Origin of the sequence: Fibrobacter succinogenes subsp. succinogenes S85 (assembly GCF_000146505.1) — a bacterium.
In the GTDB taxonomy this organism is placed as follows: Bacteria; Fibrobacterota; Fibrobacteria; order Fibrobacterales; family Fibrobacteraceae; genus Fibrobacter; species Fibrobacter succinogenes.
On the sequence record NC_017448.1, the window covers coordinates 3,288,788 to 3,314,956 of the forward strand.

The following is a 26,169-nucleotide window of genomic DNA, read 5'->3' on the forward strand; positions in this document are numbered from 1 at the left end:
TTGTCATGCCCTGCTCCGACAGTGCATCTCCTTTTTGTAGAGCAAAAAAAATCCCGCTTTCGCGGGAAGTACATAATTAAAGTTCAATTCCAAGTTTTAGGCTTGCGTCAGCGTAAAAATAGGGGTTCGTTTCATCTAGGATTTGAAGAAGTATCCCTGAATGGAGAGAAAAATCTATGAAGAACCTGTTGCTGAAGCGTAATGTGTAACCGCCAGTCAGTGCAAATATGTATTGGGTGATTGATAAGTCAATTGTTACGCCACCATCGGTGGTATAATAATCGTTGTATCTGTAGGAATCGTTGTTTTTTTCATAGCGGTCTCTGTATTCAAAACCATAAGAATGATCGGCTTGTATTGTTGCAATTTCTGTGAGGAAACCTGCATGCCAGTTTCCATGAGTTGTGGCGAATAGTTTACTGAATTCCAAACCAATGCCGAAGCCTTGGTCGAAATAGCCTCTTTCATAATGAGAATATCCATCATAATAATACTCATGATCGTAATCGTCAAATGTTTCATGATTAAAAGGAAAATCATGATTATAATATCTCACATGCGCCTTAACATCAAAATTGCTTCCGACACGGATGGAAACACCGATCATCGGTCCCCACTGGGCAAAACCTAGCGGATCCATCCAAAAACCGAGCTTGGTTTCTTTAGCCTTCGTCCACCAAACGGAGTTCGGATTCTTTTCGGGCGAAAGCTCTTGCGGCTTGTTGTCAAGGTTTTCTTTGGTCCCGTTCTTGTACGTGATTTCGCTGATAGATTCTTTCTTTGCCGTGTAAGTCGGGCCTTCGGGATTGTTGAATTTCTTGTAGCGGACCGTTGTTTCGTCAATTTCGAGGATGTTTGCTTCTTCGCGGGTTCCGTTTTTCATGGAGATGATATCTTGCGCGAAGGAAGGGATGGCAAATGCTGTGGCTAATGCGAGCGAAATTATAGTTTTTCCCATAAAAAAGTTCCTGGTTAGGGGTATTTTTGAATCTGCTGAATTGTAAAAAAAAACTAACATGCGTAAACTATACAAATGGGCATTTGAATCCGGCTCAATATCGCAATGTGATTTAGATTAATTGCGTTGGGCGTGTAAATTTGTATATTATCTTTATCAAACCAAAAACTTTAAAGAGGGTTTTATGAAGTTTTCACATGCTTTGATTTTGGCTAGCTCCCTTGCTTTCTTTGCTTGCGGTGGCGATGATGATGATTCCCCGGCTGGTCCGTCCAAGACCACTTATGACTGCTCTGTAAAGGGTGGTGTTAAGGTTGTTTCTCCGACTGTTAGCGAAACCTTTAAGGTTGGTGATGAAATTACGGTCGTTTTCGGTACGGATGTCGAAGACAATGGCTACCGCATCATCTTCAAGAACGGAACTTCTGATCAAGGCTTTGATTTGCTCGATGAAGCTTACGACGCTGTAATGGATGGCAAGACCTGTAACGAAGTGAAGGTCAAGCTTGATGCCGACAGAGGCGTTGAAGCTACCATGCACGCTATTATTCGCGTTGCTCCGTACAACAAGCAGAATCAGGGCAACAACTCCGAACTCTTCATTGTTAAGTAATGAACCTCCAGTTCAACGATTCTAGTATCACCGTAGCCGTTGTTGGTTGCGGTGGTTTTATTGGTTGTCACCTTCTCGACGCTATTTTGACGCGCACCAAGTGGCGCGTTTTTGGCGTTGATTTGGATTTTTATAGAATCCAGCACCGGCTGAACGACGAACGGTGCGAGTTCATGGTCGCAGACCTTGCCGATAAGAGCGTCGTTGAACGAATTGCAAAATATCCGATTGTCGTGAATTTGGCTGCAATTTGCGTGCCGAGCCGCTACATGGCAGAAGCCCCCGAAGTCATTCGCAGCAATTACGACCATCCGGCTGCGTTGGCCGATGCTTGTGCAAAGTCGGGCTCCTGGCTGATTCATTTTTCGACGTCCGAGATTTACGGGCGCACGTCGGCCGATTCGGGCTTGCTCGTTGAAGATGAATCCGAGCTTACTTTTGGGCCGGTAATGGCGAGCCGCTGGAGCTATGCGACTGCAAAACTTTTGACGGAACGTTATATTGCAGGTCTCCAGAATTTGAAGTGGACCGTGGTTCGACCGTTCAACTTTGTCGGACCTTTCATGGATTTTATGCCGGGCGTCGATGGCTCGGGCATTCCACGAGTGCTTGCTAATTTCTCGTCGGCGCTTGTTCGCGGCGAGCCGCTGAAGCTTGTGAATGGCGGTGTTGCAAAGCGCAGTTTCACGAGCGTCTTTGATGCGGTCGATTTTATGTTCGCGCTTTTTGAAGCGTGTGATGTCGCCTTCTCGCAGGCGTTTAACATCGGGAACCCGGATAACGAACTCACGATTGCAGAGCTCGCCAATAAAATGTGCAAGATCTTTGCCGAAATTAAGGGCGTGAGTGTAGAAACGATTCCTGAGCCGGAAGTTGTGTCTGGCGTGGAATATTACGGCGAAGGTTACGAAGATTCCATGCGCCGTTTGCCGTCTGTCGAAAAAGCGGAACGTTTGCTCGGCTTTAAGGCCAAGACTCCGATTGACGTTGTTTTGCGCGAATCGTTGACGTGGTTTGTAAATCACTATGGATGTGAAATCAATTGATTATTTTATCTTCGTTCCTGCGTACAACGTTGAAAGTACGCTTGGCGAAGTTCTCTGCAAAATTGAAGAATCTGTTTTGGCACGTGCGCATGTGCTTGTGATTGACGATGGTTCGCGTGATGGAACGGCGCAAGCGTATGATCGCTTTATGTCAAGTTGCGTGGAAAATGCGGAGAGCGCGGAAAATGCGCGCAATCTCAAATCGCATTTTGAATATTTTAAATTTGAACAAAATTGCGGCTACGGTGCTGTTGTCAAAAAAGGGCTGGCTGAGGGGATTGCTTCTGGTGCGGCGTTTGTCGCTTGCTTGCACGGAGACGGGCAATATCCTGCTGAAAAGTTGGGCGAGTTCTTTGCTGAAATGGAAAATTGCAATCTTGATTTGTTGCAAGGCTCGCGCCATGCAATAGCGGGGGACGCAAAGCGTGGTGGTATGCCTTTGTACAAGCGCGTTGGCGGAGCTTTCTTGACTTCGCTAGAGAATTTGGCATTCCGTGTGAAACTTACAGATCGTCACAGTGGCTTTATCGTTTATTCTTCGCGGTTCCTAAAAACCGTTGATCTGAATCGCTTGAGCATGTCGTTTGATATTGATTTGGAACTGATTGCGATTGCCGATGCTCGCCGTTTTGCGATTGCGGAACTCCCGATCCCGACGCGTTACGCCGATGAAAAATCGAACCTCAACGTAGTCACGTACGGCATGCGCGTTTTGCGCCAAATCTGGCGAAGAATGCTTTTTTAGTATTTTCTCTCGTCTTTCGTCTCTCGTCTTTCATCTAAAACATATATTATAAGCATGGTTAAAGATTTAATTCATGCTTTAAATGGTGTTCTGCTAGGTAAGCAGGATCAGGTGGAAATGCTTGTGATGGCGCTCCTTGCCGATGGTCACGTGCTTATCGAGGATGTGCCGGGAACGGGCAAGACGACGATTGCAAAGGCGCTTGCCGCAGCGATTGGCGCGGATTTTGCGCGTATCCAGTTTACGCCGGACTTGCTCCCTGCCGATGTGACGGGTGGCGCTGTGTTCAAGGCGAATACGGGCGAGTTTGAAATTCGAAAGGGGCCGGTCTTTACGCAGGTGCTCTTGGCGGATGAAATCAACCGAGCGTCTCCGCGAACGCAGAGCTCGCTTTTGGAAGCGATGGAAGAGCGCCAGGTCTCGCTGGAAGGTGAGCGCCATGCGCTCCCGAAACTTTTCATGGTGCTTGCAACCGAGAATCCTGTGGAATTTCATGGCGTGTTTCCGTTACCTGAAGCGCAAATGGATAGATTCTTGGTGCGCCTTTCCCTTGGGTATCCGACGGCGGAAACGGAACTTGGCATTTTGCGTGCGCATCGCGATGGACGACCGCTTGATACGCTCAAGGCGGTGACAACTCCCGATGAAATTATTGCAGTGCGGAATGATGTTCGCAAAATTCACATTGATGAATCGCTTGAAATGTACGTGGTTTCGCTAGTGCAGGCGTCGCGTGTGAATCCGGCGGTGCGTTTGGCGGCAAGTCCGCGTGCGGGAATCAACCTCATCAAGATGGCGCAAGCTTGCGCGTATGTCGCGGGTCGCAATTTCGTGAATCCCGATGACATCCAGCATGTGTTCTTCCCGGTGATGGAACATCGTGTGTTTGCTAAAGATTCGAACACGCCCGGCGCCTCCAGACAAATTCTCGAAGGCATCTTGAAACAGGTGAAAATACCGAAATAAAAATCAACCTCGCAACCCCAAAGCGCCTTTGGCGCGACCCCATACCTCATAACCTGCATGTCCCTTTTCCGTTTTTTCATAAACGCTATTCCAAGAAGTCCCAAGCGCAAGGGACTCTTGATGCGTTTGTACTACATTTGGCAAGAAGGCTTTACGCAGGTGGGGCATGCAGCGGCAACGCTGATGTTGTTCTCAATGTTTGCTGGTGCGGTGCCTGGATTCTGGGCGGCGTGGGTGTTTTGCGGTTTGGATTTCATGTATTTCTTAGCGCTTGTGCCATGCCTTTTCATGACCGTACGCAAGAGCAAGTTCAAGACTGGTGACATTTCTGTTCGGAATGTTTACGAGGGCGAAACGTTGACCATTGACTTGCACGTTACTGCTGAAGACAAGCTAAATGCAGTGTCGCTTGGATGTTTCCGTATGGATCCATCGCTCAAATGCGAAGAGTCTACGCTTGTGGCGATTGCTGCTGGCGAGATGGCAAAACTTACTTGCAAAATCCAGACGAAAAAACGCGGCGCATTTGAAATCCCAAAAGTGTCTGTGATTATCCCGGAAATCAATGGCGCTTTGCGTTATGCGGCAAATGTCGGGAAAGCGGAATTGCTTGTGTTTCCGCGACCGTTTCGCGTGGGAACGTTCTCATTTTTGACATCGGGCGCGAGCGGTGTTGTATTTGCGCCGCTGTTGATGCCGAGTCTTACGCGCGGGATGGATTTTCTGGGCGTGCGAGAATACCGCGAGGGCGATTCCTTGCGCGATTTGCATCACAAGGCTTTTGCACGTTACGGCAAGCCATTCACGAAGGAGTTTGAAACGGAACGTGGCGCGGGTGCGATTCTCGTGCTGGATGTGACGGCTCGTAGTTTGCGCGAAAAATCAGCCGTTGAAATGCTAATTCGTTTGGCGGCTGGCGTAGGCTTGTGGCTTTTGGAACGTAAGGCACTTGGGCGATTCTTCATTGGCGATGACGAAATTGCGCTTGTGCAGGGTGATGGCGGGGTGAGCTTCTTGGAAGCGCTTGCGCGGATCCCGGCTGCGTCTTGGCTGGAAACGCGCGCATCTCGGAATGCGACCGGTGCGCAGAAGCTTTGGTCGCCAGCGGCGCGCCCGCTTGGCCCTGTGCTTCGCATGGGGCTTTTCGCGACTGAAGATCCGCTTGTGCATAAGCAGGTGATTTTGGATGCGCATTCCAAGTTGACGGACGAATCAAAGACCGCAATTTCTGACGATGTTTTGTCTGTGAACGCAGCGCATCTTGAAAAAGCGTTTCAAGAACGTTTGCGTCGTGAACGAACGATTTCCGAGCGTCCACTTGGAAATTCTCGCGAAGCGGAGGTGAGTCTATGATGAACTTCCGTGAAATTTGCAAGACTATTTTTTTCTGCATTGTCTCTATCAATTTGGGCGTTTCAAGCGACCTTGAAATTCTTGGCTTTCTTGTTGCGACGTTGTTTGTTGTGGTTCACGTCAAACAGTATTTGCTTTCAAAGTCCGCGACGAACCAGAGAAAAATCCCGCGTTACAGAAAAGTTTTCGCATACGGTGCGATAGTCCCATGCGCGTTGTGGTGGGTGCTCACGCCGAGCGTTGAAATGGGCGTCTCGCCGTATTTGGTCTTTATTCCGGCTTGGTACTTACTTTATTTGGCGTGGCTGCAAAAGCGGAGTCTCGGGAATGGCGGCTACGAAGTCTTTGTCGTGTTTAATGGCGTTGCCGCACTTTTCATGGGGCTATTCCAAGCGCCTCGCGCAAGCGTCATCAGTGCAATTGTGGCGCTATTGCTTGCGGTATATGCATTTGGACGTCCGCGTGTTGCTCTTTACAAACGATTGCTTTTCGTGTTGCTTTATGCGAGCTTGTGCGGTTCGTCGTATCTCGGTTTTAAATATTGGAAAAGCAATCGCTATTACAGTGGCCGCTGGGCCGAAGAATATTACGTCAAGAATCGCGTGATGGGTTTCGATCCCGTGGCGGCATTGGGCTCCTTCTCCAGTAATTACAATTCCAAGTACAATAGTGAAATCGTCCTCCGAGTTTGGGATACGCTTGCACCCACGTACCTACGTGCTGCCGCCTATGAAAAGTATGTGGCTGGCATTTGGAAGCTCCCGACGAAGGCTGAAAAGAAACTTTATCCAACGCGTTATCGAGTGGATTATGCAGTCTTTGAATCGGAAGATTCCGCGGCGGCAGCGCCAAACGTCAAAGACGTTTGGGTACAAGCGACTCTCAACAATTTCGGCTTTATGTTTGCGCCTGCGAATGTTGTGGGCGTGGCGAGCAAAAATGCAGACTCGTTGAATTACTATTCAACGAATGTTTTTGCAGATGCAAACGGTACGCGTAGTGATTGGTATTATTACGTGCCTGATTCCGCGGAAACTCTTGCGATGGCGGCGCATTCATCAGCGGAATCTTCGGCGCATTTATCTGTGGACTCGTCGGCAGCACCATCGGTGGCGTCAGATAGCCTTTCTGATTTCATGCAAATCCCGAATAGAGATAAGGCTCTCCTAGATACAATCGCCTCAGCGATGTCTCTTCCGACCGCGCATCTTGACTCCACTCAATTTGCGGTCCAAACTTTAAAAACAATAGAATCGTATTTTATCCATAATTTTAAGTATTCGTATATCGTTCCCGGTAGAACTCCAAATTCAAAAACCGACCCTTTGAGCATTTTCTGGAAAACTAAGGAAGGTTATTGCGAGTACTACGCCACGCTTGCGACACTCCTCTTGCGTCATCAGGGAATCCCTGCGCGTTACGTGACCGGCTTTGCTCGCCCTGAACACGTTCCTGGTCGTCCTTATTCTATATTCCGCCGCCGTCATAGCCATGCTTGGGTAGAAGTCTACATTGACCGTAAGTGGTTCATTTTTGACCCGACACCCCCATTGACCGAAATGACTTTTGCTAAACCCTCTTGGCTTTCAACAAAGCTCGAAGGTGTGAAAGGTCGCTTCTCTTACGTGATGCATCTGCTCAAGGACGGTGAATGGCGTCGTGTTGTTGATAGTTGGCAAACCGCTTCGGAACGCCTTGTTTCAAGTTCCGTTCTTTATATAGTCCTTGTGGCTTTGCTCCTAGTTTTTGCGTTGCTCAAGTTCCGTGGGCATCGTCGTCAGTTAAACCAACAAAAGGTCTCTAAAAATGCGGCCCAATGGATTGCGCTCCTAACCGATGCTGAAAAACGCCTTGCACGACTTGGCTTCAATCGGGTTCCCGGTGAGACGGTTTCCGCTTTTGCTAAACGTGTAGAACAAGCCTTAGATACCGCGCGGGCGACTGCTCTGACAACAAAAAAGGCGAGCCCCAAGGACTCGCTCTTTGAACAAAATTTGTCTATCGCCTTAAATCAGCTGCGTGAATACGAACGCAACCGCTGGCGAGAGAATTAATCGGCAGATACGAAATTGTAGACTTCGATTGCCGTCTGTTTTTCAATGGCGTCGGACTGCTTCATTTCCGGTTCCATGAAGAAAATGGACTGGAACGTTAATTTGACAATTCCGCTTTCGGTTGCTATTGTAACAGGGATGGTTGCATCGCTTGTAGCCATGCAATCGTTGCCGATTCGTGCATAAAGGTGGAGTGATGTTCCGACAATGTCCCAAATGCCGTAGGTTTTGCCCGTAGCTGTTTTGCAATCAGCTTTGCTCAAGGACGAGTTGGTGAATTCAAACGAGTTCGTTTTCTTTTCGGGGTCAACATAGAATTTGAGTGTTGCGGGGCTTGCTGACAAATTGTGGCTTGGGTCAAGAACGTAGGTGATATCGGTTCCGAATTCGCTAGTAACGGATTTGGCAAGCGTGGGGCCATTGATGCTCCAGGTACCCATAAGGCAGTCTGTGGAAAGTCCAGCTGCGCACTGTTCAGCCTTGGAGGGCGGGGGTGTTGTCGTTGATTCGCTACAAGCGGTGAACATTGTTGCAGCAATAGCTAGGGAAGCCAAAATCTTGATTGTCATAGAAGTCCTCTTTTTAATCGGAATATATATAAAAAATTCAATGTTGCAGAATCCTACAACGCGATTTTCCAAAGATTTAACATAAAAGGGATAATCGAAAATATATTTCAGATAGTTGTTGGGAGGTCGCCAAGGCCTCAAGGAGTGAAAGGATGAAAGTCTCGCGTTTTGTGAGCTTGTTTTTTGGCTTGGGGGTTGCCGTCATGGCTAATGCTGCTCCAGACCCAAATTTCCACATTTATCTTGCTTTTGGCCAGTCCAATATGGAGGGCCAGGGGGACGTCGGTAGTCAGGATAAGACCGTTGACGAACGTTTCCAGGTGCTCTGGGCGGCAAATAATGGTTTTTGTTCAGGGAAAACTAAGGGAAAATGGGCTACGGCAGTGCCTCCGTTGGCGCATTGTCAGGGCGCAAAACTTGGACCTACGGACTATTTTGGCCGCACGATGGTCGAAAAGACGGATTCTAAAATTAAGGTGGGTGTTATCGTCGTGGCAGTTGCCGGGTGCAGTATCCAACTGTTCGACAAGGATGGCTATGCCAATTATGCTAGGTCCCAGCAGAGCTGGATGACGCAGCGCATTAATGAATATGGTGGAAATCCTTACGGTCGCTTGATTGAAATGGCTAAGAAGGCTCAAGAAGATGGTGTCATCAAGGGGATCATCTTCCACCAGGGTGAAACGGATGCTGGTGACGGTCAATGGCCCTCCAAGGTCAAAAAGGTTTACGATAACATTATTAAGGATTTGGGTCTTGGCAATGATGTGCCGTTCCTTGCGGGCGAAGTGTTGCGTAGCGGCTCTAGCAAGGGCGCTAACAACAATATCGCTAAACTCCCGCAACAGTCAAAAAACTTTTATGTAGTTTCATCCGAAGGATTTAATCAGGCTCTTGGCGATGGGCAGAATGTCCACTTTACTTCGCAGGAATATCGTGACTTTGGCAAGCGCTATGCCGAAAAGATGATTGAAGTTCTTGGCGATAAGATCAAGCCTGTCGCCGAATCGAGCAGTAGCGAAACTCCATCGAGTTCTTCTGTAGAATCAAGCTCGTCTGTTGAGGAAAGTTCGTCGAGTGTTGAATCCTCTAGCTCTACGACGGGTGGAATCGTTATACCGAATGCGATTTACTCGGTCAGTGTGGGCAAGGTGCATTTTGAGGGAGACTTTTTGCAGGTTCCGATCTCGTTGGCCCATTCCGGTTTTGTGAATATCCGCCTTTATTCTGCGCTTGGTACGGAAGTGGCGAGTGTCAATCGCATGCTGAGAGCGGGGTCAAGCGATGTCCTGATTTCTAAGAAGATGGTTCCTGCGGGCGTCTACATGATGAGCGTGGTGACTTCGTCGTCTCACGTTGTACAACGAGTGAATTTGCGTTGATACTCTCCTCACGCAAAGGGCTCCGTGTTCGCACGGGGCTCTTTTACTTTATGCTCACGATTTCCAGCTCGTCGCCTGCGACTTTGAACTTGACTTCGAATTCGGCGAAATTGAATCCGTAAACGCGCTCGGGATCGTTCTGGTAAGCAGGGCGCGGGTCCTGTTCCAAGACTTCAATAAGCGCTGTGCGTTTATCTGCACTCAGCTTTGTTAGTACTTCAGGATTTTTGACGTGTACTTTGTTCTGCTTCACTGCGTCTGCAAAACCGCCAATCGCTTCGGGGTGCGCGTCCGTGTAGGGGAGGTACGGCTTGATGTCCACAATAGGGGTGCCGTCCATAAGGTCTGCACCGCTAACGACAATTTCCGGGCCTTCAGGACCGTCAAGGTGGATCCTTTCAATCTTCACGCAAGAAAGTGCTACCGGATTCGGACGGAAACTTGAACGCGTGGCAAAAACGCCGAGACGCTTATTCCCGCCGAGTCTCGGCGGGCGCACGGTCGGGCTCCACGTGCTGCGAATATTCTCCGAGAAAATCCACATAATCCACAAGTGGCTAAAACCCTCAAGACCGCGGAGTGCATCGGCATTGCGGAATTCCGGCTCGAAGCGTATGGTTGAACGCAAGTTCTGCACAAGCCCGCTCTGTCGCGGGATGCCAAACTTCTCGCGAAAATCGCTCTTGATACGCGCAATGATTTTAAACGTCAGTTCTTGCATCGCCTAACAACATAGCAAAAAAGAAAGGCCAGAGTTTGCAAGCGTTCGCTTTGCACTCTAGCCTTTTTAAGTGTGGGTTTGTGATTATTGAAACTTACTTGATGGCGATGGACTTTTTCAAGAGCAACTTGCCGTTAGTACCGACAACCTTTGCAATGTACTTGCCGGTCGGGAGCTTCTTGAGGCTTACGCTTCTGTTGCCGTTCACGTCTGCGGTGAGGAGCGTCTTGCCGTTCAGTGCGATGACTTCGAGCTTGCTTTCGCTCGGGACGTTCACCTGCAAGGTTCTGTTTTGCTGCGTGAGCGTTACCTTGCCCAAGCTGATCTTAGCGGTGTTGAGTCCGGTCGGGGTCACTTCGACAAATTCAGTGCCTTCCGGAGCGCCCACGATGGTGCCACGACCCACGGTGCTCATGTAAACAACGCCGAAGGTGTTCATGTCGCCTTGTACAAAATTTCCGTTACCCGGACCGCCGAACTGGTGCATGTCGTCATTGACGCGTTCAAAAGTCTTGCACTTGTCGGTGCTGCGGTAAATGCCAATCGGATCGCCAGACTTTGCTGCTCCCCAGATAAAGATGGTCTCGTAGTCGGCTCCTTCCTTAGCTTTGCCGATACCCACGGCGATTGCGGTTGAAGCGCCTTCACAGCGGTTCCAACTCTTGCCGCCGTCTTCAGTGTAGGCGAGGCCGTATTCCGTGAATCCCTTGGGCTGCCAGACTTGAGCTTGGTCCATGGGAACCCACAGATGTCCTTCTCTCTTGGGAACGGTGCGGATGAGGCCGCCACCGTTGTAGTATTCGCCAGCCTGTTCGTTTTGCAAACGGGCTTCAGCTTCTGCAAAAGTCTTGCCGCCGTCAGTAGATCTGTAAAGCGAGCCCATGCCGCCCATGACGTAGAACGTTTTGGGATCCACCGGGTCTGCGACGATGCGGGAATAGTTTGTCTGCGTTCCGGTTTCAACGGCGGTCCAGCTGGCACCATTGTCGTCGGATCGGTAAACGGTGGCGCCCTGGTCTGGACGGTGCAACATGATTTTGCCGTCAGCAGAAAGTACCACCAAGCCCTTCGGGCCCTTGAGTGTGGTCTTTACGCTGTCCCATGTCTTGCCCATGTCATCGCTGCGGTACATCACGTTGAAATTCTGAGAATCGTACTTGCCGTAAACGGTAATCACACCTGTGCGAACCAAGCTTCCGGTGAGCGGGGCGTAACCCATGCTTTCGGTGGTGCCGATGGTTGGCTTGTGGCGCTGTGCGCTCTGCTTGATGTCTGTATAAACGGCGCCGTCGTAGTCGCCAATAGCGGTGACCAGCGGGCCTCCCGGAATGCTCACGATGTCGAGCGGCACTGTCTCTTCGATGCCCTTGGACATGAACTTCCAAAGAGGAACCTTTGCGGAGACGTCTTCGGTCATGAAGATGCTGTTACCGCTAGTGACCCAGGCCTGCTTGTTGTTGAACGGGTTGATTTCAAGAGAACCCGCCCAGTGGATGGCGTTGCCCGGGATCCAGTCGGTGCCGTTGGCGTCAATGTTCGGAATGTCGTTGTAGTGCTGGCCGTGATTCCAAGTCTTGCCGCCGTCTGTGGTGGCATAGATGCGGTCGCCGTAGTTTTCCTTTTCGTCTTTGGTCACGTGGCGGCCGGTGTACTTGCCCAATGTCGAAATCACAATGTGGTTCTTGTCCTTGGGGTCAATGGCGACGCCGCCGTAAGAGCTCTTGTCCTTTTCGTAGCTCTTGGTGGTGCTGCCTTCGTGTTCCACGGAGTCACTCGGGGTAAGGTCGGTCCACGTGCCTCCAGCGATATTGTACTTGTAAAAACCACCACTTGCGATGTTATACGGACCGGGGCCGTCAGCAAATGTCACGTACATGTCTCCGTCAACAATCTTTGCACGGTGCGGCATGAGTCCAGTGGGGACGCCCTTGATGGCTTCCCAAGTAGCGCCGCCGTCATGGCTGACCTGCAAATTATCCTTGGTTTCGGAAATGCCGATGTAGATGGTCTTGGTGGAACCGTCGGCGTTCTTGCCCTGCGATTCGTCGAACATCACGAAGCTGATGCCGTTCACGCCGTTCAGGCTGGATTCTGTGGCGGTAGAAAGGGCGACCTTGTAGGCGCTTGTCCAGGTCTTGCCGTAGTCGGTACTCTTGTAAAGTCCCTTGGTGCGGCTACCGCAGAAGATGATGTTTCCCTTGTTGGGGTCCACGGCGAGCTTTTCGCCGGTCTGGCGGCCCATGCCGTTACCGTGGGCGAGCATTTCCACATAGCTAGTGTCCCAGGTGGCGCCGAAGTCTTCACTGCGGAGCACGGCCGTGCGGCCCTTGCTGAAATAGCCGGTACCTGCGAGCACGTAAATGCGCTTGGGATCGTTGGGGTCGAGAGCAAAGGCTTCGGTACCGTAAAGGCCCTTGTCGTTTTCCGAGATGAAGTCCATCAGCGGAATCCAAGTCTTATTTTGAAAATCAAAGCGATAGATACCGCCCACGTCAGTGCGGGCGTAAAGCAAATTCTCGGCCTTGGGGTGGAACATCACGGCAGAAACGAATCCACCGCCGTCAAAGCGAACGTTGCCCCATTCGTACTTTTCGGCGTTTGCGGTCGTGGCGAGAGCTGCCAAAGTGGCGATGCCGATCAATGAAATTTTACCAAACATATCGTCTCCGTTGAAATTTTGAGAACAATTAAAACCCTTATACTATCGTTAATATATATTAATATTTGAAAAAGCGGTTGTTATATAAACCTTAATTTGAGAAAATTTTTGAGAACATTTGGGGCGTGCGGGGGATTGTTTTTCAAACAAAAAAATCCCCGAAATCAGTTGATTTTCGGGGATTCTTGTTAAAAAGAGCTAAAAGCGGTGTTTTTGTGTTGCTTATGCCGGGCGCTTGTTATTCAGCGCCAATACCAAGGCCTCTGAACGGAACATATCTGATCTGGTCCTTGTTGTCAATGATGACGGCGACACCGGTCAAGAAGTACGGCCAGTGTCTGGAGGCCGGATCATGGAATCTGTAGTTCACGTTGCCGTTGGAGGCGAATACGCTGAACGGGAGCACAAAGTCATCGTGGGTGCAGATGACACGGTACTTGTTCATGGAGGCGTAGCCCGGAGCGATGTCCTTCTTGACGATTTCTTCGGATTTTTCCTTGAGGTCATAGAAGGCGTCGGCATAGAGATTGTCGTATGCCCAACCTGCAATCACGAGACGGACGTTCTTGGTGGAGTCATCATAGAAGTCGTAACGTTCCTTGTCCTTCTTGTACCAGCTGATGGAATAAAGGGTCGTCGTGTCGTGCGGGAACGTGGCCTGGCCGCGGCCGAAGTTGATGTTGAAGCAGGTCTGTTCGGTACGGACGTAGTTCGTGTGCGAGTATACGAATTCTTCGGCACTGATGAGCTTTTGACCCACGGCGCGGGCCTGTCTTACGCCGTCAGAAGGCTGTCCATTGACGGAATCCGGTTCGTTTTCCCAGTAGGTGAGCGGCGTTTCGCGACCGGTCTGGGCGTCATCGCGTTCGCCGTGGCGGATGATGAATACTGCCTTTTCGTTGCAACGGACGCTCTTGAATACGTCTGCGATGTCGGCAAGGCCTATGGAATCGAGGGCGATTGTGGTAACAGGTGTTTCAACGCAAGTCGGGTCTGTTTCGGCTGCGGTTCCGGAAGAGCTCGACAATGTTGGCGGAACTTCTACGGAAGAGCTGGACTGCATGACCGGAGCTGTGGCAGAGCTGGAGTTTGCGTCAGCGGAGCTTGCCGGAAGCTGCTCGGTCGAGGAACTAGAAATCGTTGATGGTTGAGCCTGGTCGCTGGAACTTTGGTTTGCAAAGTTGTTGAATGCGGCTGTTGTATTTTCGTCACCGCAGGCTGCTAAAAGCGAGGCGGAGAGGATTGCGCCGGTAAAAGCTAAAGAAATACGGGAAATTTTATGCATTGCGTGAAATTCCTTGTTTTTATCCCTCTAAATCTATTTATGTTGAGGGGTTTCTTCAAGTAAATTTTTCCAAAACCCTTTGAAAAGGCTACTTTACACCCATTTCTGTGCCGTTTACAACCACTTCCAACTTCCTACCGTCTACTTCTTACTGTCTACCGAATTATAGTTGATTTCGTTGCGGCGCTTGAGTTCTTTGTTGAGCGGCCAGTAAATCAGTGCAAAAATGATGTATCCAATGAGGAGTACAATCCAGTGATTGAGCCCGAAACCGATTTCCACATAGCGCATGGTGATGAACATGAACGGACCTGCGATGAGGAATAGCGGAAGCTGTCTGCATTGGTCGCCGAGCGAATAGCGGCTCTCGTAGCTTACGATGGAATTCATCATCGGGAAACTGGTGCAAAAACCGCCCATCAGGCGCTTGATGAACATGAGGCCAGAAACGACGCCTGCGATGGCGGGCGCCTTGATGTAAACCGGGAGCGGGGTCTTGTAGCGCACGCCGGCTTTGTATTTTTGTTTCTGGAAGAATATCACGCCGATGACAAAGTCAAAAACGCAGGCGCCGATAAAGTATGCTTCGCCTTCCGGGATGCGTGCATGCAAAAATGTCCCGAGTGCGACAAAAAAGGCAAGCCCGGTGATAATTGACGGTACAATAGGAACTTTTACTTTGTAGTGGAGAATGCGTACGATGTGTACGTACAACATGCACATGAAGCCGGAGACTGCATTTTCGGTGCCCATCGGGAGTCCGACGGCGATGTAGGCAAAACCGCAGGGGATGGGAATGGTCGCCGTGACTGCCTTGAGTTGCGGGTCCTTGAGGTAGGCGCTCAGGGTGCCGAGGGCGGTAACCATAAAGACGAGCAGCCAGTCGTATGCCGAAAAATGAAAATTTAACGCTTCAAACATCGAGCCCAAAGATAGAAAATAGTGGCTAATTGCTATATTCACGCATAGAGGTTTTATTATGAAAGTTTTAGTAACAGGTGTTGGTGGCCAGTTGGGTCACGATGTGATGAATGAACTTGCAAAGCGCGGTTACGAAGGTGTCGGTAGCGATATCGCTCCGGTTTATTCCGGCGTGGCTGATGGAAGCGCTGTGACCACGATGCCGTATGTGTCGATGGATATTACGAATGCAGCCGCCGTTGCAGAAACCATCAAGAGCGTGAATCCGGATGTGATTGTGCATTGCGCTGCCTGGACTGCAGTGGACCTTGCCGAAGACGAAGACAAAAAAGCGAAGGTCTTTGCAATCAACGCCGAAGGTACCGAAAACATTGCTCGCGTCGCTAAAGAAATTGATGCAAAGATGGTCTACATCAGCACGGACTATGTGTTTAACGGCCGTGGCACTTCTCCATGGAAACCGGACTGCAAGGATTACGAGCCGCTCAACGTCTATGGCGAATCCAAGCTCAAGGGCGAACTTGCCGTAAGTGGAACGCTTGAAAAGTATTTCATTGTGCGTATCGCTTGGGTGTTCGGTCTCAATGGCAAGAACTTCATCAAGACGATGCTCAAGGTGGGCGAAACTCACGATACGGTCCGCGTTGTTTACGACCAGATCGGTACGCCGACTTACACGCTTGACTTGAGCCGCCTCCTCGTCGATATGATTGAAACGGACAAGTACGGCTACTATCACGCCACGAACGAAGGCGGATTCATCAGCTGGTACGAATTCACGAAGGAAATCTACAAGCAGGCGGGGCTCCCGACTAAGGTGTTGCCGGTGACGACGGCGGAATACGGACTTTCCAAGGCCGCACGTCCGTTCAACAGCCGCTTGGACAAGAGCAAGCTCGTGGAAGCCGGTTTCAAGCCGCTCCCCACATGGCAGGATGCGCTTGGCCGTTACCTCAAGGAAATCGGCGTCCTGGCTTAAAGGGCGGCGCACTTATTGAGTGAGCGCTCTCTTAAGAAAATCTTTCGTACAAGGCATCTCGTTCCACCGGAACGAGGCCTTCTTTTTTGATGAGATCTTGCATGCGTTCTGGACTCATGCCCACGGGAACCGTGGCGCCTGCGGCATGCGTAATCTTCTCTTCGATAATCGTACCGTCCAAATCCGATGCGCCGGCGTGGAGAGCCTTCATGGCAGTCTCGATTCCCATCTGGATCCAGTAAGCCTTGATGTGCGGGAAGTTGTCCAAGAACAAACGAGAAACAGCGACCGTGCGGAGGATGTCTTCTTCGCTTGTGATGTTCGGGACAATCTGGTGGAGCGCGTTGTGTTCCGGGTGGTACACGAGCGGGATGAATGCGAAGAATCCCGGCGCTTCGTCTTGCAGGTCGCGGAGCATCTTCATGTGCGCAATGCGGTCTTCAATCTTTTCAATATGACCGAATAGCATTGTGGCGTTTGTCGGGATGCCGAGCTTGTGGGCTGCGCGATGGACGTCGAGCCATTCTTCGCCAGTTTCCTTGCCCGGGCAAATCTTGTCGCGTACACTTTGTACTAAAATCTCGGCGCCGCCGCCCGGGAGGGCGTCAAGGCCTGCGTCCTTGAGCGTTGCCATAATCTGTTCGGGCGTCTGGCCAGAAATCTTGGCGAAGTGGCAAATTTCAACGGCGGTAAAAGCCTTCAAGTTGGCGGACGGAAATTCCTTGCGGAGCTTGCGCAACATCTCTATGTAGTAATCGAACGGATGGTCGGGATGGAGTCCGCCAACAATGTGCAATTCGCGGGCGCCTTTGCTAATTGCTTCGGCAGCCTTGTCGCGGATGGTTTCGTAATTCCAGTCGTAAGCGGTCGGGCTATCTTTTTTGATGCGGCTAAATGCGCAGAATTTGCAGTGCAGCACGCACACGTTCGTGTAGTTGATTTGGCGGTTGTTCACCCAGTAAACGGACTTCCCGTGGCGCGCTTCTTTTTCGGCGTTGGCGCGTGCGCAAAGTTCATCGAGTGGTGCGTTCAAAAATAAATCGAGAGCTTCTTGTTCTGAAATACGAGACATGCTGTAAATATATTTAATTTGGTTGGTAGAACTTAGAGCTTAGAACTTAGAAAAACAAAAAAACGCAGATTGAAATCTGCGTTTTTTAGTAGCGGGGGCAGGACTTGAACGCTGCGACCTTCGGGTTATGAGCCCGACGAGCTACCAACTGCTCCACCCCGCGTCGAGGTTGTCCCATATATAGAAAATTATAACAGGTTTGGCAAGAGTGAATAGCAGAGTATTTGTCGGAGTAAGTTTTTTTTATGTTTTTCCCGCGATTTATGCACGAATTTGACTATACGAATTTTTTCAAAATGTGCTTGCTTGCGTAGAAATAATCAATTCCGCTCACGATTGTAATGGTGGTTATGATGCCCATCACAACAATCGGGAACTGATGCCAGATGCTTTCAAATCCAGGAATCAATGCGCGAACCGGGTCAATGGCGCCAAGGAGAATCGCGACAATGCCGATGCCTTGCAATGCGGTTTTCCACTTGCCACTGCGACGTGCGGGCATCACGAGGCCTTCGCTTGCGGCGAGCGTTCTGAGCGTTTCCACACTTGATTCGCGGAAGTAAATCAGAGCGACCATCCACACGGGCGCATAGCCTGTAGCGATAAAGCACATGAAAATCGTCATGTTCGAAATCTTGTCGCTGAACGGATCGAGGTACTTGCCGAGCGTGCTGACTTCGCCCATCGCGCGGGCGAGCTTGCCGTCCAGAAAGTCCGTGAGCATAAAGCCGAGCACCATCACGAGCGAAAGCACTTTAAAGACGATGTTGTTGTTGCTGTAATCCAAATCGTTATCGTAGAAGAACACCCAAAGGAAAAACGGCGTGAGTACAATGCGGCTCATGGTGAGCTGGCTTGCAATCGAAAGCGGCTTACGGTGTGCGGGGTCGCGGTAGTACCAGTAAGCGTATGCGGCGGTGGAGGCGGCAATGAGCAAAATGGAAATGACCATCATAATTTGTTGGTAATTTTCCAAGTTCAGCAAGTATACGCCCATCGTAATTGTGACAGAAAGATTTGCAAGCTTGCTCCAGCGGCGCTTGCGGGGGAGTTGCTTCCCTTCGCGGAGAACTCCGAGCGAGAATAGCGTGTGGGCAATCAGTCGTCCAAGCAAGACGGCGCAACCGACACCGAGAATCTTTTCGGCACTTTCGTTCTGGATCAAGTCGCGGAAGAAAATGCTAGTCATCACGATGAACTGCAAAAACCCATCGATGGTGTTGAGCCAAAGTCGGTAATAAGGCTTTTCAATTTCTTGGCTCTTGAGCTGGAACAAGTTGACCCAACCCATGATAAGCGCAATACCCACAAAGGAGCATGCCATCGTGGTCCAGTCTTTCCAGATGAAGATTATGACACAGACAAAGATGAGAGCACGCATGATGCTCCAAATGCGTGACCTTAAACGAACATCAGAAGTTTTTTCTGGTTCTGTCATAAATTATTCTCCAACAGCTGCTTTGCATGGGTACGGACCGTTTCAGAGGTCCCACCTAACATTCTAGCAATTTCTTCGATACGTCCGTTCTTGTCGAGGTCAATAATGGACGTAAATGTCCTTCCGTCAACTTCTTTCTTGCTCACGGCGAGCTGATTTTGGGCTCGACTTGCGACTTGATGCAAGTGGGTGATGGTGAGCACCTGATGATGCTTGCCTAAATTGCGCAGTGCTTCGCCAATGCTATTGCCCGTTTCGCCAGAAATTCCGGAATCCACTTCGTCGAAAATTAGGAGCGGGACCTTGTCGAGTTCTGCCATGACGCTCTTGATGGCGAGCAGCACACGGCTGAGTTCACCGCCGGAGACTGCCTTTTGCAACGACTTTTCGCCTTCGCCCGGGTTCGGGGCGAGCAAGAATTCGATGCGGTCTGCGCCGTTTGGTGTCGGGTCCTGCTCCGTGATGCTCGTAAAGAATTTGGCTTTCGGCATGCCGAGGCTGTGCAAGATTTCTTGCACGGCCGAGTCAAAGCGCTGTGCCGCTTCTTTACGCTTCTCGGTGAGACTTGCCGCAAGGCGGTAGGTCTCTGCTTTGTGGGCGTCTGCTTTGCGCTTGAGCTCGTCGAGGTCGGCATCGAGATTCTCGAGACTGTCGAGTTCCTGCTTACGTTGTTCGGTGAGCGCAATAAGCCCTGCCACATCGGTGCGGTACTTGCGCTTGAGTTTTTGAATCGTTGCAATTCGAGAATTGGCTCGGTCAATTTCGACGGGGCTCATGGACTTTGATGGGCGGAGCCTCTGCAAGTCCTTGCAAATTCCTTCGAACGGGTCCGCGACTTCGACGAGTGCATTCAAGTCTTCTTCGTAATGCGGAATCTTTTGCGCAAGGCTACGCAATTTGTACTGAAGGTTCTGGACCTGTTCCAAAATGCCGTTATCGCAACCGATCAAACCCTGAATTTCATTCAGCAGGTTGTGTTCCGCTTCGCTCTTGCTTGCTACGTTGACTTTTTCTTCAAGCTCTTCTTCTTCGCCATCGCGGAGTGCCGCCTTTGAAAGTTCGTCGTACTGGAATTTCAAAAAGTCTTTTTGCTGCGCCAGATCTTTTGCGTGTGCTTCGGTCTTTTGAATTTCGGCGAGAACGTTGTTCCAGGCGTTGTAGCTTTTTGAATAGTTTATCAGCAGTTCGTTGTTGCCCGCGTATTCATCGAGCATTTTTGCATGCGTGCGGATGTCGCGCAATAACAGCTGTTCGCTCTGCCCGTGCATCTGGATAAGCGATTCGCCAAGCTCCTGCAAATCCGAGAGGCTAACGACGGAGCCGTTTACGCGGGCACGTCCCTTGCCGTTCTCAAGAATCTCGCGGCGGATGATGAGTTCATCGTCGTCATCGAGTTCCAACTTTGCAAGAATTTGTTTGACCTCGGGTTCATTCGAAATGTCGAATGTTCCTTCGATGACCGCTTTTTCTTCGCCTGTGCGGACCATCGACGCTTGCGACTTGTCTCCGCAGACCATGCGGAGCGCTTTCATCAAGACGGACTTGCCGGCGCCAGTTTCACCCGTGATTGCAGTAAAACCTTCATGGAACGGGACGCTTGCTTCGGCAATGAGTGTAAAGCTATTTATTGTGAGTTGCTTTAACATGTTGTATAAGTTAAAAATAAATAATATCAGTTATGGGGTATGGGGTCGCTCGTAAACTCGCTTTGAGGTCGCTTCGCTTTGGGGTATGCTTTTGCCCATAGCCCAAAGGGAGCCGAAGGCGACCGAGCCCATACCTGAAAACCTAATCCCTATTTCTCAAACTCAATAATACTTCTATAAATAGGTCTGCCTTCTTTGCGGTACTTGCGTTCGAAGCCGGTCGTGATGCCTTCGGTGGGCTCAGCCGTATTGCGGACAAGCACCTTGCAAGTCGGGTAAGCATCGAATGTTTCAAGAGCGATTTCGTTGTATTCTTTGTGGTCGGTACCCCAATAGAAAATGCGCTTGCCCGGCTTTAAGCAACGGGCGACTTCATCGAGAAAGTCGGGGCGGAGCAAGCGGTTCTTGTGGTGGCGTTCCTTTGGCCACGGGTCCGGGAAGTACATGTGGAAAGCATCGACAGTGTTGTCCTTCACGGCGTCGCGCAAGAAGTAGAAAACGTCACCGCGCAACATGGCGGCATTGCCCTGAGCAACGATACCGCGCTTTTCCATGCGTTCGTGTGCGAAGGCTGCCCACGTGAAGTCCCATTCGCTACCCATGATAAAGTAGTCCGGGTGCTTTTCGGCGTAGTCCGTCATGAAGTTTCCCTTGCCACTTCCGATTTCGACTTCGATGTGTCCGTTTTCGTTCGGGAACATGTCTTTCCAGGTGAAGTCGAGCTTGTGCGGCTTTCCGTCCGGCGTCTTGATGGGCTTGCGGTCGCCATTCGTGCGGAACACATAATGCCACAGCGCCTTCATTTGCGGGTCCTGACTCAAGTCTCGATAAAACTCCGGAATCACGACTTCTTTCGGAGCCTTTTCTTCTTCTAAAATTTCGTTGTTGATTTCTTCTGCCATGTTTTTGTTCCTATTAAACTTTTTTCTGCCCGCGCATCTCGCACACTCTCGTCTTTGTACATTCGCTTCGCTTATGTCCCAAATGCTAGGCTCGGTCAATATCCATTCAAGCATGTCTGCGACTCTCGCCTTATGCATTTGTTGTCTGTAGGCGCTTGCGCCGTTCTCTCGTCTAGATAAACGCTACGATTCTCTCCTTGAACTTCTCCGGAATTGCCTTATCAAGCATCTCGCGGATGTGCCTTTCGGAATACTTCATCGAGAAATGACTCAAGATGATTTTTTCGCACTTGATTTCGTCATCAAGCTCATTGAGCGCGTGCACAATATCTTTCAAGTGGCTGTGGCCCTTCTTTTTGCTCATCGCTTCTTCGCCATCGTCGAGGAACGTGCATTCCGTAATCAGCACCTTCGACTGGAAAACGCGACTGTTGTCGAGCAAGCTTTCGCCAAGGCAATCGCCCATAAAGCTCACGAGCGGGTCGTAAACTTCACGCGTGATTTCGACACCGTTTTTGCGGAGTTCGATAATTTCGGCGGGCGTTTTCCCGAGGAATTCGTCCTTGAGTTTTTTCTTGTAAAAGTAGAGCGTGCCGCCCATCGCCGGGATGGAATGCTTGACTTCGAACGCTTCGAGCGCGAGGTCCTTGCGGTATCTCAAAAATTGCAATTCGCCTGCGGTGACGGGTTCAATTTCCGGGTAGCGGAATTTCGCTTCGCCAACGCCTTCAAACAAGGCTTCTGCCTTGATCCATGCTTTTGCATTTTCGCTCACGCATTCGGGCATGTAATAAACGCTATCGCGTTCAACACCCATCATCTTGCGCAAACTGTGGTGACGCATCAGGCAGCGCGCGTGGTCGCCGTGCGCATGAGTCAGGAACACGTGGTTCAGGGGAATCGCCGAGAGCGGGCATTCGCCCATGTCAATGCAAAAATCGAGTTCTGGAATCTGTATGTACGTCGCAAGGCCGGAAATCGAGAATCCGGAAATGGGCGAGCAGGGCGTATCGACGTGAATCTGCCGCAGGGCGTTGTGTATGTACTTGTTTTCGTTCACTTTTTTACCGCCCGATAATTTAGCAAAAAAGAGAGTCAAAAAATTGACACAAAAAAAAGCAGCCCCTTAAGAGCTGCTAAAAAGTTTGTTCGACTTGTTCCTATCGATTCGAAACGATTCTATCGAATTCTGCGCAAGACATGAGCTCGATGTTCACACCCATGGCCCTGCTACGAGTCCTGTCGTTGCCCTTCTTTTCTGGGATGCGGAAGCAGAAGTCGTACTTGTTGCCTCTGTCGGTCGGGATGCCCATCTTGAAAATGCGGAGGCGTTCAGAACCCTTAGGCGTGATTTCGAAGTAGTCATAAGTGTTCTTGACGCGTTCGAGGCGCTTTTCCTGGCTGAATTCGAGTTCGTTCGTAATCGGGCCTTCGAGGTTAATCGGGAGGGAGTTCTGGAAACGGAGCTCGAGCTTGCCGTTCGTCTTCACGATGGACGTTTCGGACGGCTTGATCAAATAGCGCTGTTGCGGAATGTTCTTATACGCAATATTGTGCCTGCTAGCCTTGCGCACGCCGCAAACTTCACGCATGTCGGGGTTGGCGACAAAGTCAATATCGCGGCAAATCGGTGGAAGGTCGGTCGGAACATCGAGGTCTTCTCCGTTTTGGGCGGATGAACCGGCGCAACCGGCCAAGAGTGAAATTGCGAGGATACAAGAGGACAACCAATATTTTTTATTCATGTCATCAAATATAAGATTATTATACATCAATGAGAAATTTTTTTTGAAATTCGAATAAAATGGTGTATTTTTCTGCACAACTTTCAATATTTGTAAAGATTTGTTAACTTTCAGGCCCTGTTTAGGGCTTTTACCCTTTGGAGTTTGAAAAAATATTCTATCTTTGGCGTGGAAAAAGAGATTGGGGTCAAAATGAAGATCTACAGCTGGAACGTTAACGGTATCCGTTCTGTACTGAAAAAAGGCTTTGAGGATTGGTTCTCTGCAACTGATCCGGATATACTTTGCCTTCAGGAAGTCCGTGCCGAGAAAAACCAGGTATCTGAAATCGCAACCCGCGAAGGCTACTATACTTACTGGAACGCTTGCAAGCGCAAGAAAGGTTACAGTGGTGTAGCCGTCTATTCCAAAATTGAACCCGATGCGGTTAATTACGGATTTGACATCGAGGAATTCGATGAAGAAGGCCGTGTGCTCCAGCTGGTGTTCCCGGACTGGGTACTCAACTGCATTTATTTCCCGAATGGTGGCCAGGGCGATGATCGCCTGGATTACAAGCTGCGCTTCTACGATGCGTTCCTTGAAAATTCCAAGCAGTGGCTTGCGGATGGCAAGCATGTGGTGACTGTCGGTGACTACAATACCTGCCACAAGGAAATTGATATTGCCCGCCCCAAGGAAAACGAGAATGTGAGTGGCTTCTTGCCGATTGAACGCGCCTGGATGGACAAGTACGTTGAAAACGGCTTTGTCGATACGTTCCGCACGCTGCACCCGGATACTCGCGATGCTTATTCCTGGTGGTCGAACCGCTTTGGCGCCCGCGAACGCAATGTCGGTTGGCGTTTGGACTACGGCTTTGTCGATGCCGCTCTCATGCCGAATGTGGTGAGTTCCGAAATTTTAAGTAACGTAATGGGCTCGGACCATTGCCCAATCAGCTTGGAATTGGAACCGCCGTTTGCGCCGATTCCTATCAGTCACGATTAATGTGACTTGACAATCATCCAGGCTTCGTCAAATAACTTCTCTGCCTCGCCCAAGTCGGTGAGGAATACCATGCGCTTGATTTCTTGGGCGTTGGGATTGATGACCCTGTTGTTTTTGAATTCTTCATCCATGATTTCAAGGCTCGCCTTGTTCGGTGTAGCGTAGTTGATGGCTTTGGCGAGCTGCGCCCCGATTTTTGCGTCGAGGATGTAGTTCATGAATGCGTAAGCTCCATTGGGATTCTTTGCCTTGCTGCTAAGCGTCATGGCATCTACCCACATGAAGCTTCCTTCTTTCGGTATGGCGTACTGGAGTGTAGAATCGGCATCAATGGCGTCCATGGCTTCACCGCTGAATACGATTGCGGCCCAGTAATTTTCTGAAATTACTTTGTCCTTGCCTATGTCGGAACCTTCAAAGCCTGCAAAGTGCGGGTCCTTTTTCGCCTGCAAAATGTAGTCTACGGCCTTGTTGATTTCTTCGGGCTTGATGCTGTTGGCGTTGTACCCGATGGCCTGGAGGGCTACGCTGAGCATGGAGCGACTTTCGTTGAGGAGGCTGAATTTTCCCTTGGTGTTCTTGGCGTCAAAGAGTAGCGAGTAGCTTACGCTGTCGGGATTGATCTTATCCCCACGGAAGAGTATGCCCGTCGTACCCCAGAGGTAGGGGAGACTGTAAGTGTTTGTCGGGTCGTATGCTTGTCCGAGGAACTGCGGTGCTACGTTGATGTGGTTTGAAATTTTGTTCGTATCGATTGGAGAGATGAGACCGAGATGCACCATTTGCAGAATGACGACGTCCGACGCAATGATGATGTCGTATTTGCCGGAGTCCGCCATCAGAAGTTTGGAAATCATTTCTTCTTGAGCTTCATAGAGCTCTAGCTTTACTTTGTAGCCGGTCTTGTCCCTAAAGTCATCGAGCAAAGCAGGGTCAATGTATTCGCTGTAAATCATCACCGAGACTGTTTTTTCGGACGAGCCGTCTGCCCCCTGCTTCTGGATGCAGGCTGTTATTGCGATGGCCGCGAAAAACGCTATGAGTAGGATGATTTTTCTCAAATTCGGACTCTTTACTTAATACTGTGGTAATTAAAACATAAAAAAATATTTTTAGAAGATGCAATGGTTTTTGTGGGTTTATAGAGCAAAAAAGGCCGTTTTTTAGGTTTGCTTTTTGTTTGTAAGAAATGAAGTAGTAAAAAGTATGCTTAAAATTTTGTTTGTACAGACAATATATTCTATATATAGATTATCTGTAGTTCTTTAAAGAAAGGAGAAATTTATGCTAAAAAAGATTATCTTGGCTGCAATGGCTATGGCTATAGCCGTTTATGCTCAAGCTAACATTAAAATTGGTGCTCATGCCGCAGGTAGTGCCGGTACGGTTTGGGGCGATAATACGGACTTGCTTGAAGTTGGCTGGGGGCCTGGTTTCAATGTCGGTGCTGATGCGAAATTTGTATTTAATCCTGCTTTTTCATTGCTTACAGGGATTGAATTTGACTATCGCCGAGTTTCTTGGGATTTCGGCGGTTTTATGAAGAAAATCGCCAGTCCTTTTATGACTAGCGAATATGGGTATAGTTCAAAATACGATCAAATGATGAACTTGATGTTTAATATGAATATCACGTTCTCGTTCCTTTATGTTGAAGTTCCTGTTATAGCTCGCTTTAACCCGGCCCCGAACTTTTATGTGGATGCAGGTGTTGTTGTAGGTGTTAACGTGATTTCTAGTGCAACGATGAAGGTTGATACGTTTGGCTTGGAGGACACAGAAGATGTTCCTGACGAGGCAAAAAACGCAGCTGATATTAGCGCTATTGCGGGTGTCGGATATTCCGTTACAGAAAATATTGATATCAACTTCCGCGCCGTGTTTGGCTTTACTGATATGATTGATTTCAAAAAGTTCTCCGATTCTGTAGATTCAGAAACAAAAGAGAGTACGACCAGCTCCATGGGACTCAATTCCAGTAACAGCAGCTATTCTGCGGACATCGGTTTCAAGAACATGCGCTTTATGCTGGGTGCAACGTTCTGGTTCATCTAATTTAACTTGAAAAAAGATGCAAAAAATCCCGACACGTAAGTGCTGGGATTTTTTAATGGCTTTTGATATT

Annotated in this window: 23 protein-coding genes and 1 tRNA gene; 10 read left to right on the forward strand and 14 right to left on the reverse strand. The window is 49.6% G+C overall.

What is annotated here, in order from left to right; translation table 11 throughout:
- Positions 1 to 76: 76 nt before the first annotated feature.
- On the reverse strand, positions 77 to 958 hold the full coding sequence (locus FSU_RS13570; protein ID WP_015732257.1) for a hypothetical protein: 882 nt from the start codon (positions 956 to 958) through the stop codon (positions 77 to 79).
- A gap of 184 nt (positions 959 to 1,142) precedes the next feature.
- Between FSU_RS13570 and FSU_RS13575 the strand changes: the two genes are divergently transcribed.
- The 6 genes from FSU_RS13575 (at position 1,143) to FSU_RS13600 (ending at position 7,735) form a co-directional block, all read left to right on the forward strand.
- Complete coding sequence (locus tag FSU_RS13575) at positions 1,143 to 1,571, forward strand: hypothetical protein (protein WP_015732258.1); 429 nt, start codon at positions 1,143 to 1,145, stop codon at positions 1,569 to 1,571.
- Entirely contained in the window at positions 1,571 to 2,617 is a 1,047-nt protein-coding gene (locus FSU_RS13580) for an NAD-dependent epimerase/dehydratase family protein (protein ID WP_014546943.1), read from the forward strand. The genes FSU_RS13575 and FSU_RS13580 overlap by 1 nt, the downstream gene beginning before the upstream one ends.
- A complete protein-coding gene (locus FSU_RS13585; RefSeq protein WP_014546944.1) occupies positions 2,598 to 3,362 on the forward strand; it encodes a glycosyltransferase family 2 protein in 765 nt (254 codons plus the stop codon). The genes FSU_RS13580 and FSU_RS13585 overlap by 20 nt, the downstream gene beginning before the upstream one ends.
- 54 nt (positions 3,363 to 3,416) lie before the next feature.
- A complete protein-coding gene (locus FSU_RS13590; RefSeq protein ID WP_014546945.1) occupies positions 3,417 to 4,328 on the forward strand; it encodes an AAA family ATPase in 912 nt (303 codons plus the stop codon).
- A 120-nt stretch (positions 4,329 to 4,448) separates the two neighbouring features.
- Positions 4,449 to 5,681 (forward strand): DUF58 domain-containing protein, encoded by a 1,233-nt coding sequence (locus tag FSU_RS13595; protein WP_244263655.1) that lies wholly within the window; start codon positions 4,449 to 4,451, stop codon positions 5,679 to 5,681.
- Entirely contained in the window at positions 5,678 to 7,735 is a 2,058-nt protein-coding gene (locus FSU_RS13600; protein ID WP_014546947.1) for a transglutaminase-like domain-containing protein, read from the forward strand. The genes FSU_RS13595 and FSU_RS13600 overlap by 4 nt, the downstream gene beginning before the upstream one ends.
- Here the strand turns inward: FSU_RS13600 and FSU_RS13605 are convergent.
- A complete protein-coding gene (locus FSU_RS13605) occupies positions 7,732 to 8,304 on the reverse strand; it encodes a hypothetical protein (protein WP_015732259.1) in 573 nt (190 codons plus the stop codon). The two genes, FSU_RS13600 and FSU_RS13605, sit on opposite strands and share 4 nt — an antisense overlap.
- A gap of 152 nt (positions 8,305 to 8,456) precedes the next feature.
- Between FSU_RS13605 and FSU_RS13610 the strand changes: the two genes are divergently transcribed.
- Positions 8,457 to 9,686, forward strand: a complete 1,230-nt coding sequence (locus FSU_RS13610; protein WP_014546948.1) for a sialate O-acetylesterase — start codon at positions 8,457 to 8,459, stop codon at positions 9,684 to 9,686.
- A gap of 43 nt (positions 9,687 to 9,729) precedes the next feature.
- On the opposite strand, the gene tsaA is transcribed toward FSU_RS13610, so the two are convergent.
- The 4 genes from tsaA to FSU_RS13630 form a co-directional block, all read right to left on the reverse strand.
- A complete protein-coding gene (gene tsaA / locus FSU_RS13615) occupies positions 9,730 to 10,407 on the reverse strand; it encodes a tRNA (N6-threonylcarbamoyladenosine(37)-N6)-methyltransferase TrmO (RefSeq protein ID WP_014546949.1) in 678 nt (225 codons plus the stop codon).
- A 94-nt stretch (positions 10,408 to 10,501) separates the two neighbouring features.
- A complete protein-coding gene (locus FSU_RS13620; protein WP_014546950.1) occupies positions 10,502 to 13,066 on the reverse strand; it encodes a VPS10 domain-containing protein in 2,565 nt (854 codons plus the stop codon).
- A gap of 238 nt (positions 13,067 to 13,304) precedes the next feature.
- Complete coding sequence (locus tag FSU_RS13625; protein WP_014546951.1) at positions 13,305 to 14,351, reverse strand: histidine phosphatase family protein; 1,047 nt, start codon at positions 14,349 to 14,351, stop codon at positions 13,305 to 13,307.
- A gap of 141 nt (positions 14,352 to 14,492) precedes the next feature.
- Entirely contained in the window at positions 14,493 to 15,272 is a 780-nt protein-coding gene (locus FSU_RS13630) for a hypothetical protein (RefSeq protein ID WP_015732261.1), read from the reverse strand.
- 58 nt (positions 15,273 to 15,330) lie between these two features.
- Here FSU_RS13630 and rfbD point away from each other — a divergent pair, with 58 nt between their 5' ends.
- A complete protein-coding gene (rfbD, locus tag FSU_RS13635) occupies positions 15,331 to 16,251 on the forward strand; it encodes a dTDP-4-dehydrorhamnose reductase (RefSeq protein ID WP_014546953.1) in 921 nt (306 codons plus the stop codon).
- 31 nt (positions 16,252 to 16,282) lie between these two features.
- Here the strand turns inward: rfbD and mqnE are convergent, their stop codons facing one another.
- The 7 genes from mqnE to FSU_RS13670 all read right to left on the reverse strand — a co-directional run bounded on the left by mqnE (position 16,283) and on the right by FSU_RS13670 (position 23,054).
- The gene (gene mqnE / locus FSU_RS13640) at positions 16,283 to 17,323 is read right to left on the reverse strand and encodes an aminofutalosine synthase MqnE (protein WP_014546954.1); all 1,041 of its coding nucleotides are present in this window, start codon (positions 17,321 to 17,323) and stop codon (positions 16,283 to 16,285) included.
- An 89-nt stretch (positions 17,324 to 17,412) separates the two neighbouring features.
- A tRNA-Met gene (locus FSU_RS13645) sits at positions 17,413 to 17,486 on the reverse strand.
- 114 nt (positions 17,487 to 17,600) lie between these two features.
- Positions 17,601 to 18,761, reverse strand: coding sequence for a CDP-diacylglycerol--glycerol-3-phosphate 3-phosphatidyltransferase (pgsA, locus tag FSU_RS13650; protein ID WP_014546955.1), 1,161 nt, complete (start codon positions 18,759 to 18,761; stop codon positions 17,601 to 17,603).
- The gene (gene recN, locus FSU_RS13655) at positions 18,758 to 20,407 is read right to left on the reverse strand and encodes a DNA repair protein RecN (protein ID WP_014546956.1); all 1,650 of its coding nucleotides are present in this window, start codon (positions 20,405 to 20,407) and stop codon (positions 18,758 to 18,760) included. The genes pgsA and recN overlap by 4 nt, the downstream gene beginning before the upstream one ends.
- Positions 20,408 to 20,556: 149 nt before the next feature.
- Positions 20,557 to 21,309, reverse strand: coding sequence for a tRNA (guanine(46)-N(7))-methyltransferase TrmB (trmB, locus tag FSU_RS13660; protein WP_015732262.1), 753 nt, complete (start codon positions 21,307 to 21,309; stop codon positions 20,557 to 20,559).
- A 172-nt stretch (positions 21,310 to 21,481) separates the two neighbouring features.
- Positions 21,482 to 22,369 carry an MBL fold metallo-hydrolase gene (locus FSU_RS13665; protein ID WP_015732263.1) on the reverse strand — a complete coding sequence of 296 codons (888 nt, stop codon included), beginning with the start codon at positions 22,367 to 22,369 and terminating at the stop codon, positions 21,482 to 21,484.
- Between the two features lie 100 nt (positions 22,370 to 22,469).
- Entirely contained in the window at positions 22,470 to 23,054 is a 585-nt protein-coding gene (locus FSU_RS13670) for a hypothetical protein (RefSeq protein ID WP_155808797.1), read from the reverse strand.
- Between the two features lie 192 nt (positions 23,055 to 23,246).
- Between FSU_RS13670 and FSU_RS13675 the strand changes: the two genes are divergently transcribed.
- A complete protein-coding gene (locus tag FSU_RS13675; RefSeq protein WP_014546960.1) occupies positions 23,247 to 24,044 on the forward strand; it encodes an exodeoxyribonuclease III in 798 nt (265 codons plus the stop codon).
- Here the strand turns inward: FSU_RS13675 and FSU_RS13680 are convergent.
- A complete protein-coding gene (locus FSU_RS13680; protein WP_014546961.1) occupies positions 24,041 to 25,105 on the reverse strand; it encodes a polyamine ABC transporter substrate-binding protein in 1,065 nt (354 codons plus the stop codon). The two genes, FSU_RS13675 and FSU_RS13680, sit on opposite strands and share 4 nt — an antisense overlap.
- Positions 25,106 to 25,328: 223 nt before the next feature.
- Here FSU_RS13680 and FSU_RS13685 point away from each other — a divergent pair, with 223 nt between their 5' ends.
- A complete protein-coding gene (locus FSU_RS13685; protein ID WP_014546962.1) occupies positions 25,329 to 26,099 on the forward strand; it encodes a porin family protein in 771 nt (256 codons plus the stop codon).
- Positions 26,100 to 26,169 lie beyond the last annotated feature (70 nt).

Coding starts and splice junctions, on each gene's coding strand:
- tsaA (WP_014546949.1), bottom strand. CDS start 10,407: ATGCAAGAACTGACGTTTAAAATCATTGCGCGTATCAAGAGCGATTTT.
- FSU_RS13625 (WP_014546951.1), bottom strand. CDS start 14,351: ATGCATAAAATTTCCCGTATTTCTTTAGCTTTTACCGGCGCAATCCTC.
- FSU_RS13630 (WP_015732261.1), bottom strand. CDS start 15,272: ATGTTTGAAGCGTTAAATTTTCATTTTTCGGCATACGACTGGCTGCTC.
- FSU_RS13570 (WP_015732257.1), bottom strand. CDS start 958: ATGGGAAAAACTATAATTTCGCTCGCATTAGCCACAGCATTTGCCATC.
- trmB (WP_015732262.1), bottom strand. CDS start 21,309: ATGGCAGAAGAAATCAACAACGAAATTTTAGAAGAAGAAAAGGCTCCG.
- FSU_RS13575 (WP_015732258.1), top strand. CDS start 1,143: ATGAAGTTTTCACATGCTTTGATTTTGGCTAGCTCCCTTGCTTTCTTT.
- recN (WP_014546956.1), bottom strand. CDS start 20,407: ATGTTAAAGCAACTCACAATAAATAGCTTTACACTCATTGCCGAAGCA.
- FSU_RS13600 (WP_014546947.1), top strand. CDS start 5,678: ATGATGAACTTCCGTGAAATTTGCAAGACTATTTTTTTCTGCATTGTC.
- FSU_RS13675 (WP_014546960.1), top strand. CDS start 23,247: ATGAAGATCTACAGCTGGAACGTTAACGGTATCCGTTCTGTACTGAAA.
- mqnE (WP_014546954.1), bottom strand. CDS start 17,323: ATGTCTCGTATTTCAGAACAAGAAGCTCTCGATTTATTTTTGAACGCA.
- FSU_RS13670 (WP_155808797.1), bottom strand. CDS start 23,054: ATGAATAAAAAATATTGGTTGTCCTCTTGTATCCTCGCAATTTCACTC.
- FSU_RS13590 (WP_014546945.1), top strand. CDS start 3,417: ATGGTTAAAGATTTAATTCATGCTTTAAATGGTGTTCTGCTAGGTAAG.
- FSU_RS13685 (WP_014546962.1), top strand. CDS start 25,329: ATGCTAAAAAAGATTATCTTGGCTGCAATGGCTATGGCTATAGCCGTT.
- pgsA (WP_014546955.1), bottom strand. CDS start 18,761: ATGACAGAACCAGAAAAAACTTCTGATGTTCGTTTAAGGTCACGCATT.
- FSU_RS13580 (WP_014546943.1), top strand. CDS start 1,571: ATGAACCTCCAGTTCAACGATTCTAGTATCACCGTAGCCGTTGTTGGT.
- rfbD (WP_014546953.1), top strand. CDS start 15,331: ATGAAAGTTTTAGTAACAGGTGTTGGTGGCCAGTTGGGTCACGATGTG.
- FSU_RS13585 (WP_014546944.1), top strand. CDS start 2,598: ATGGATGTGAAATCAATTGATTATTTTATCTTCGTTCCTGCGTACAAC.
- FSU_RS13620 (WP_014546950.1), bottom strand. CDS start 13,066: ATGTTTGGTAAAATTTCATTGATCGGCATCGCCACTTTGGCAGCTCTC.
- FSU_RS13610 (WP_014546948.1), top strand. CDS start 8,457: ATGAAAGTCTCGCGTTTTGTGAGCTTGTTTTTTGGCTTGGGGGTTGCC.
- FSU_RS13595 (WP_244263655.1), top strand. CDS start 4,449: ATGCGTTTGTACTACATTTGGCAAGAAGGCTTTACGCAGGTGGGGCAT.
- FSU_RS13605 (WP_015732259.1), bottom strand. CDS start 8,304: ATGACAATCAAGATTTTGGCTTCCCTAGCTATTGCTGCAACAATGTTC.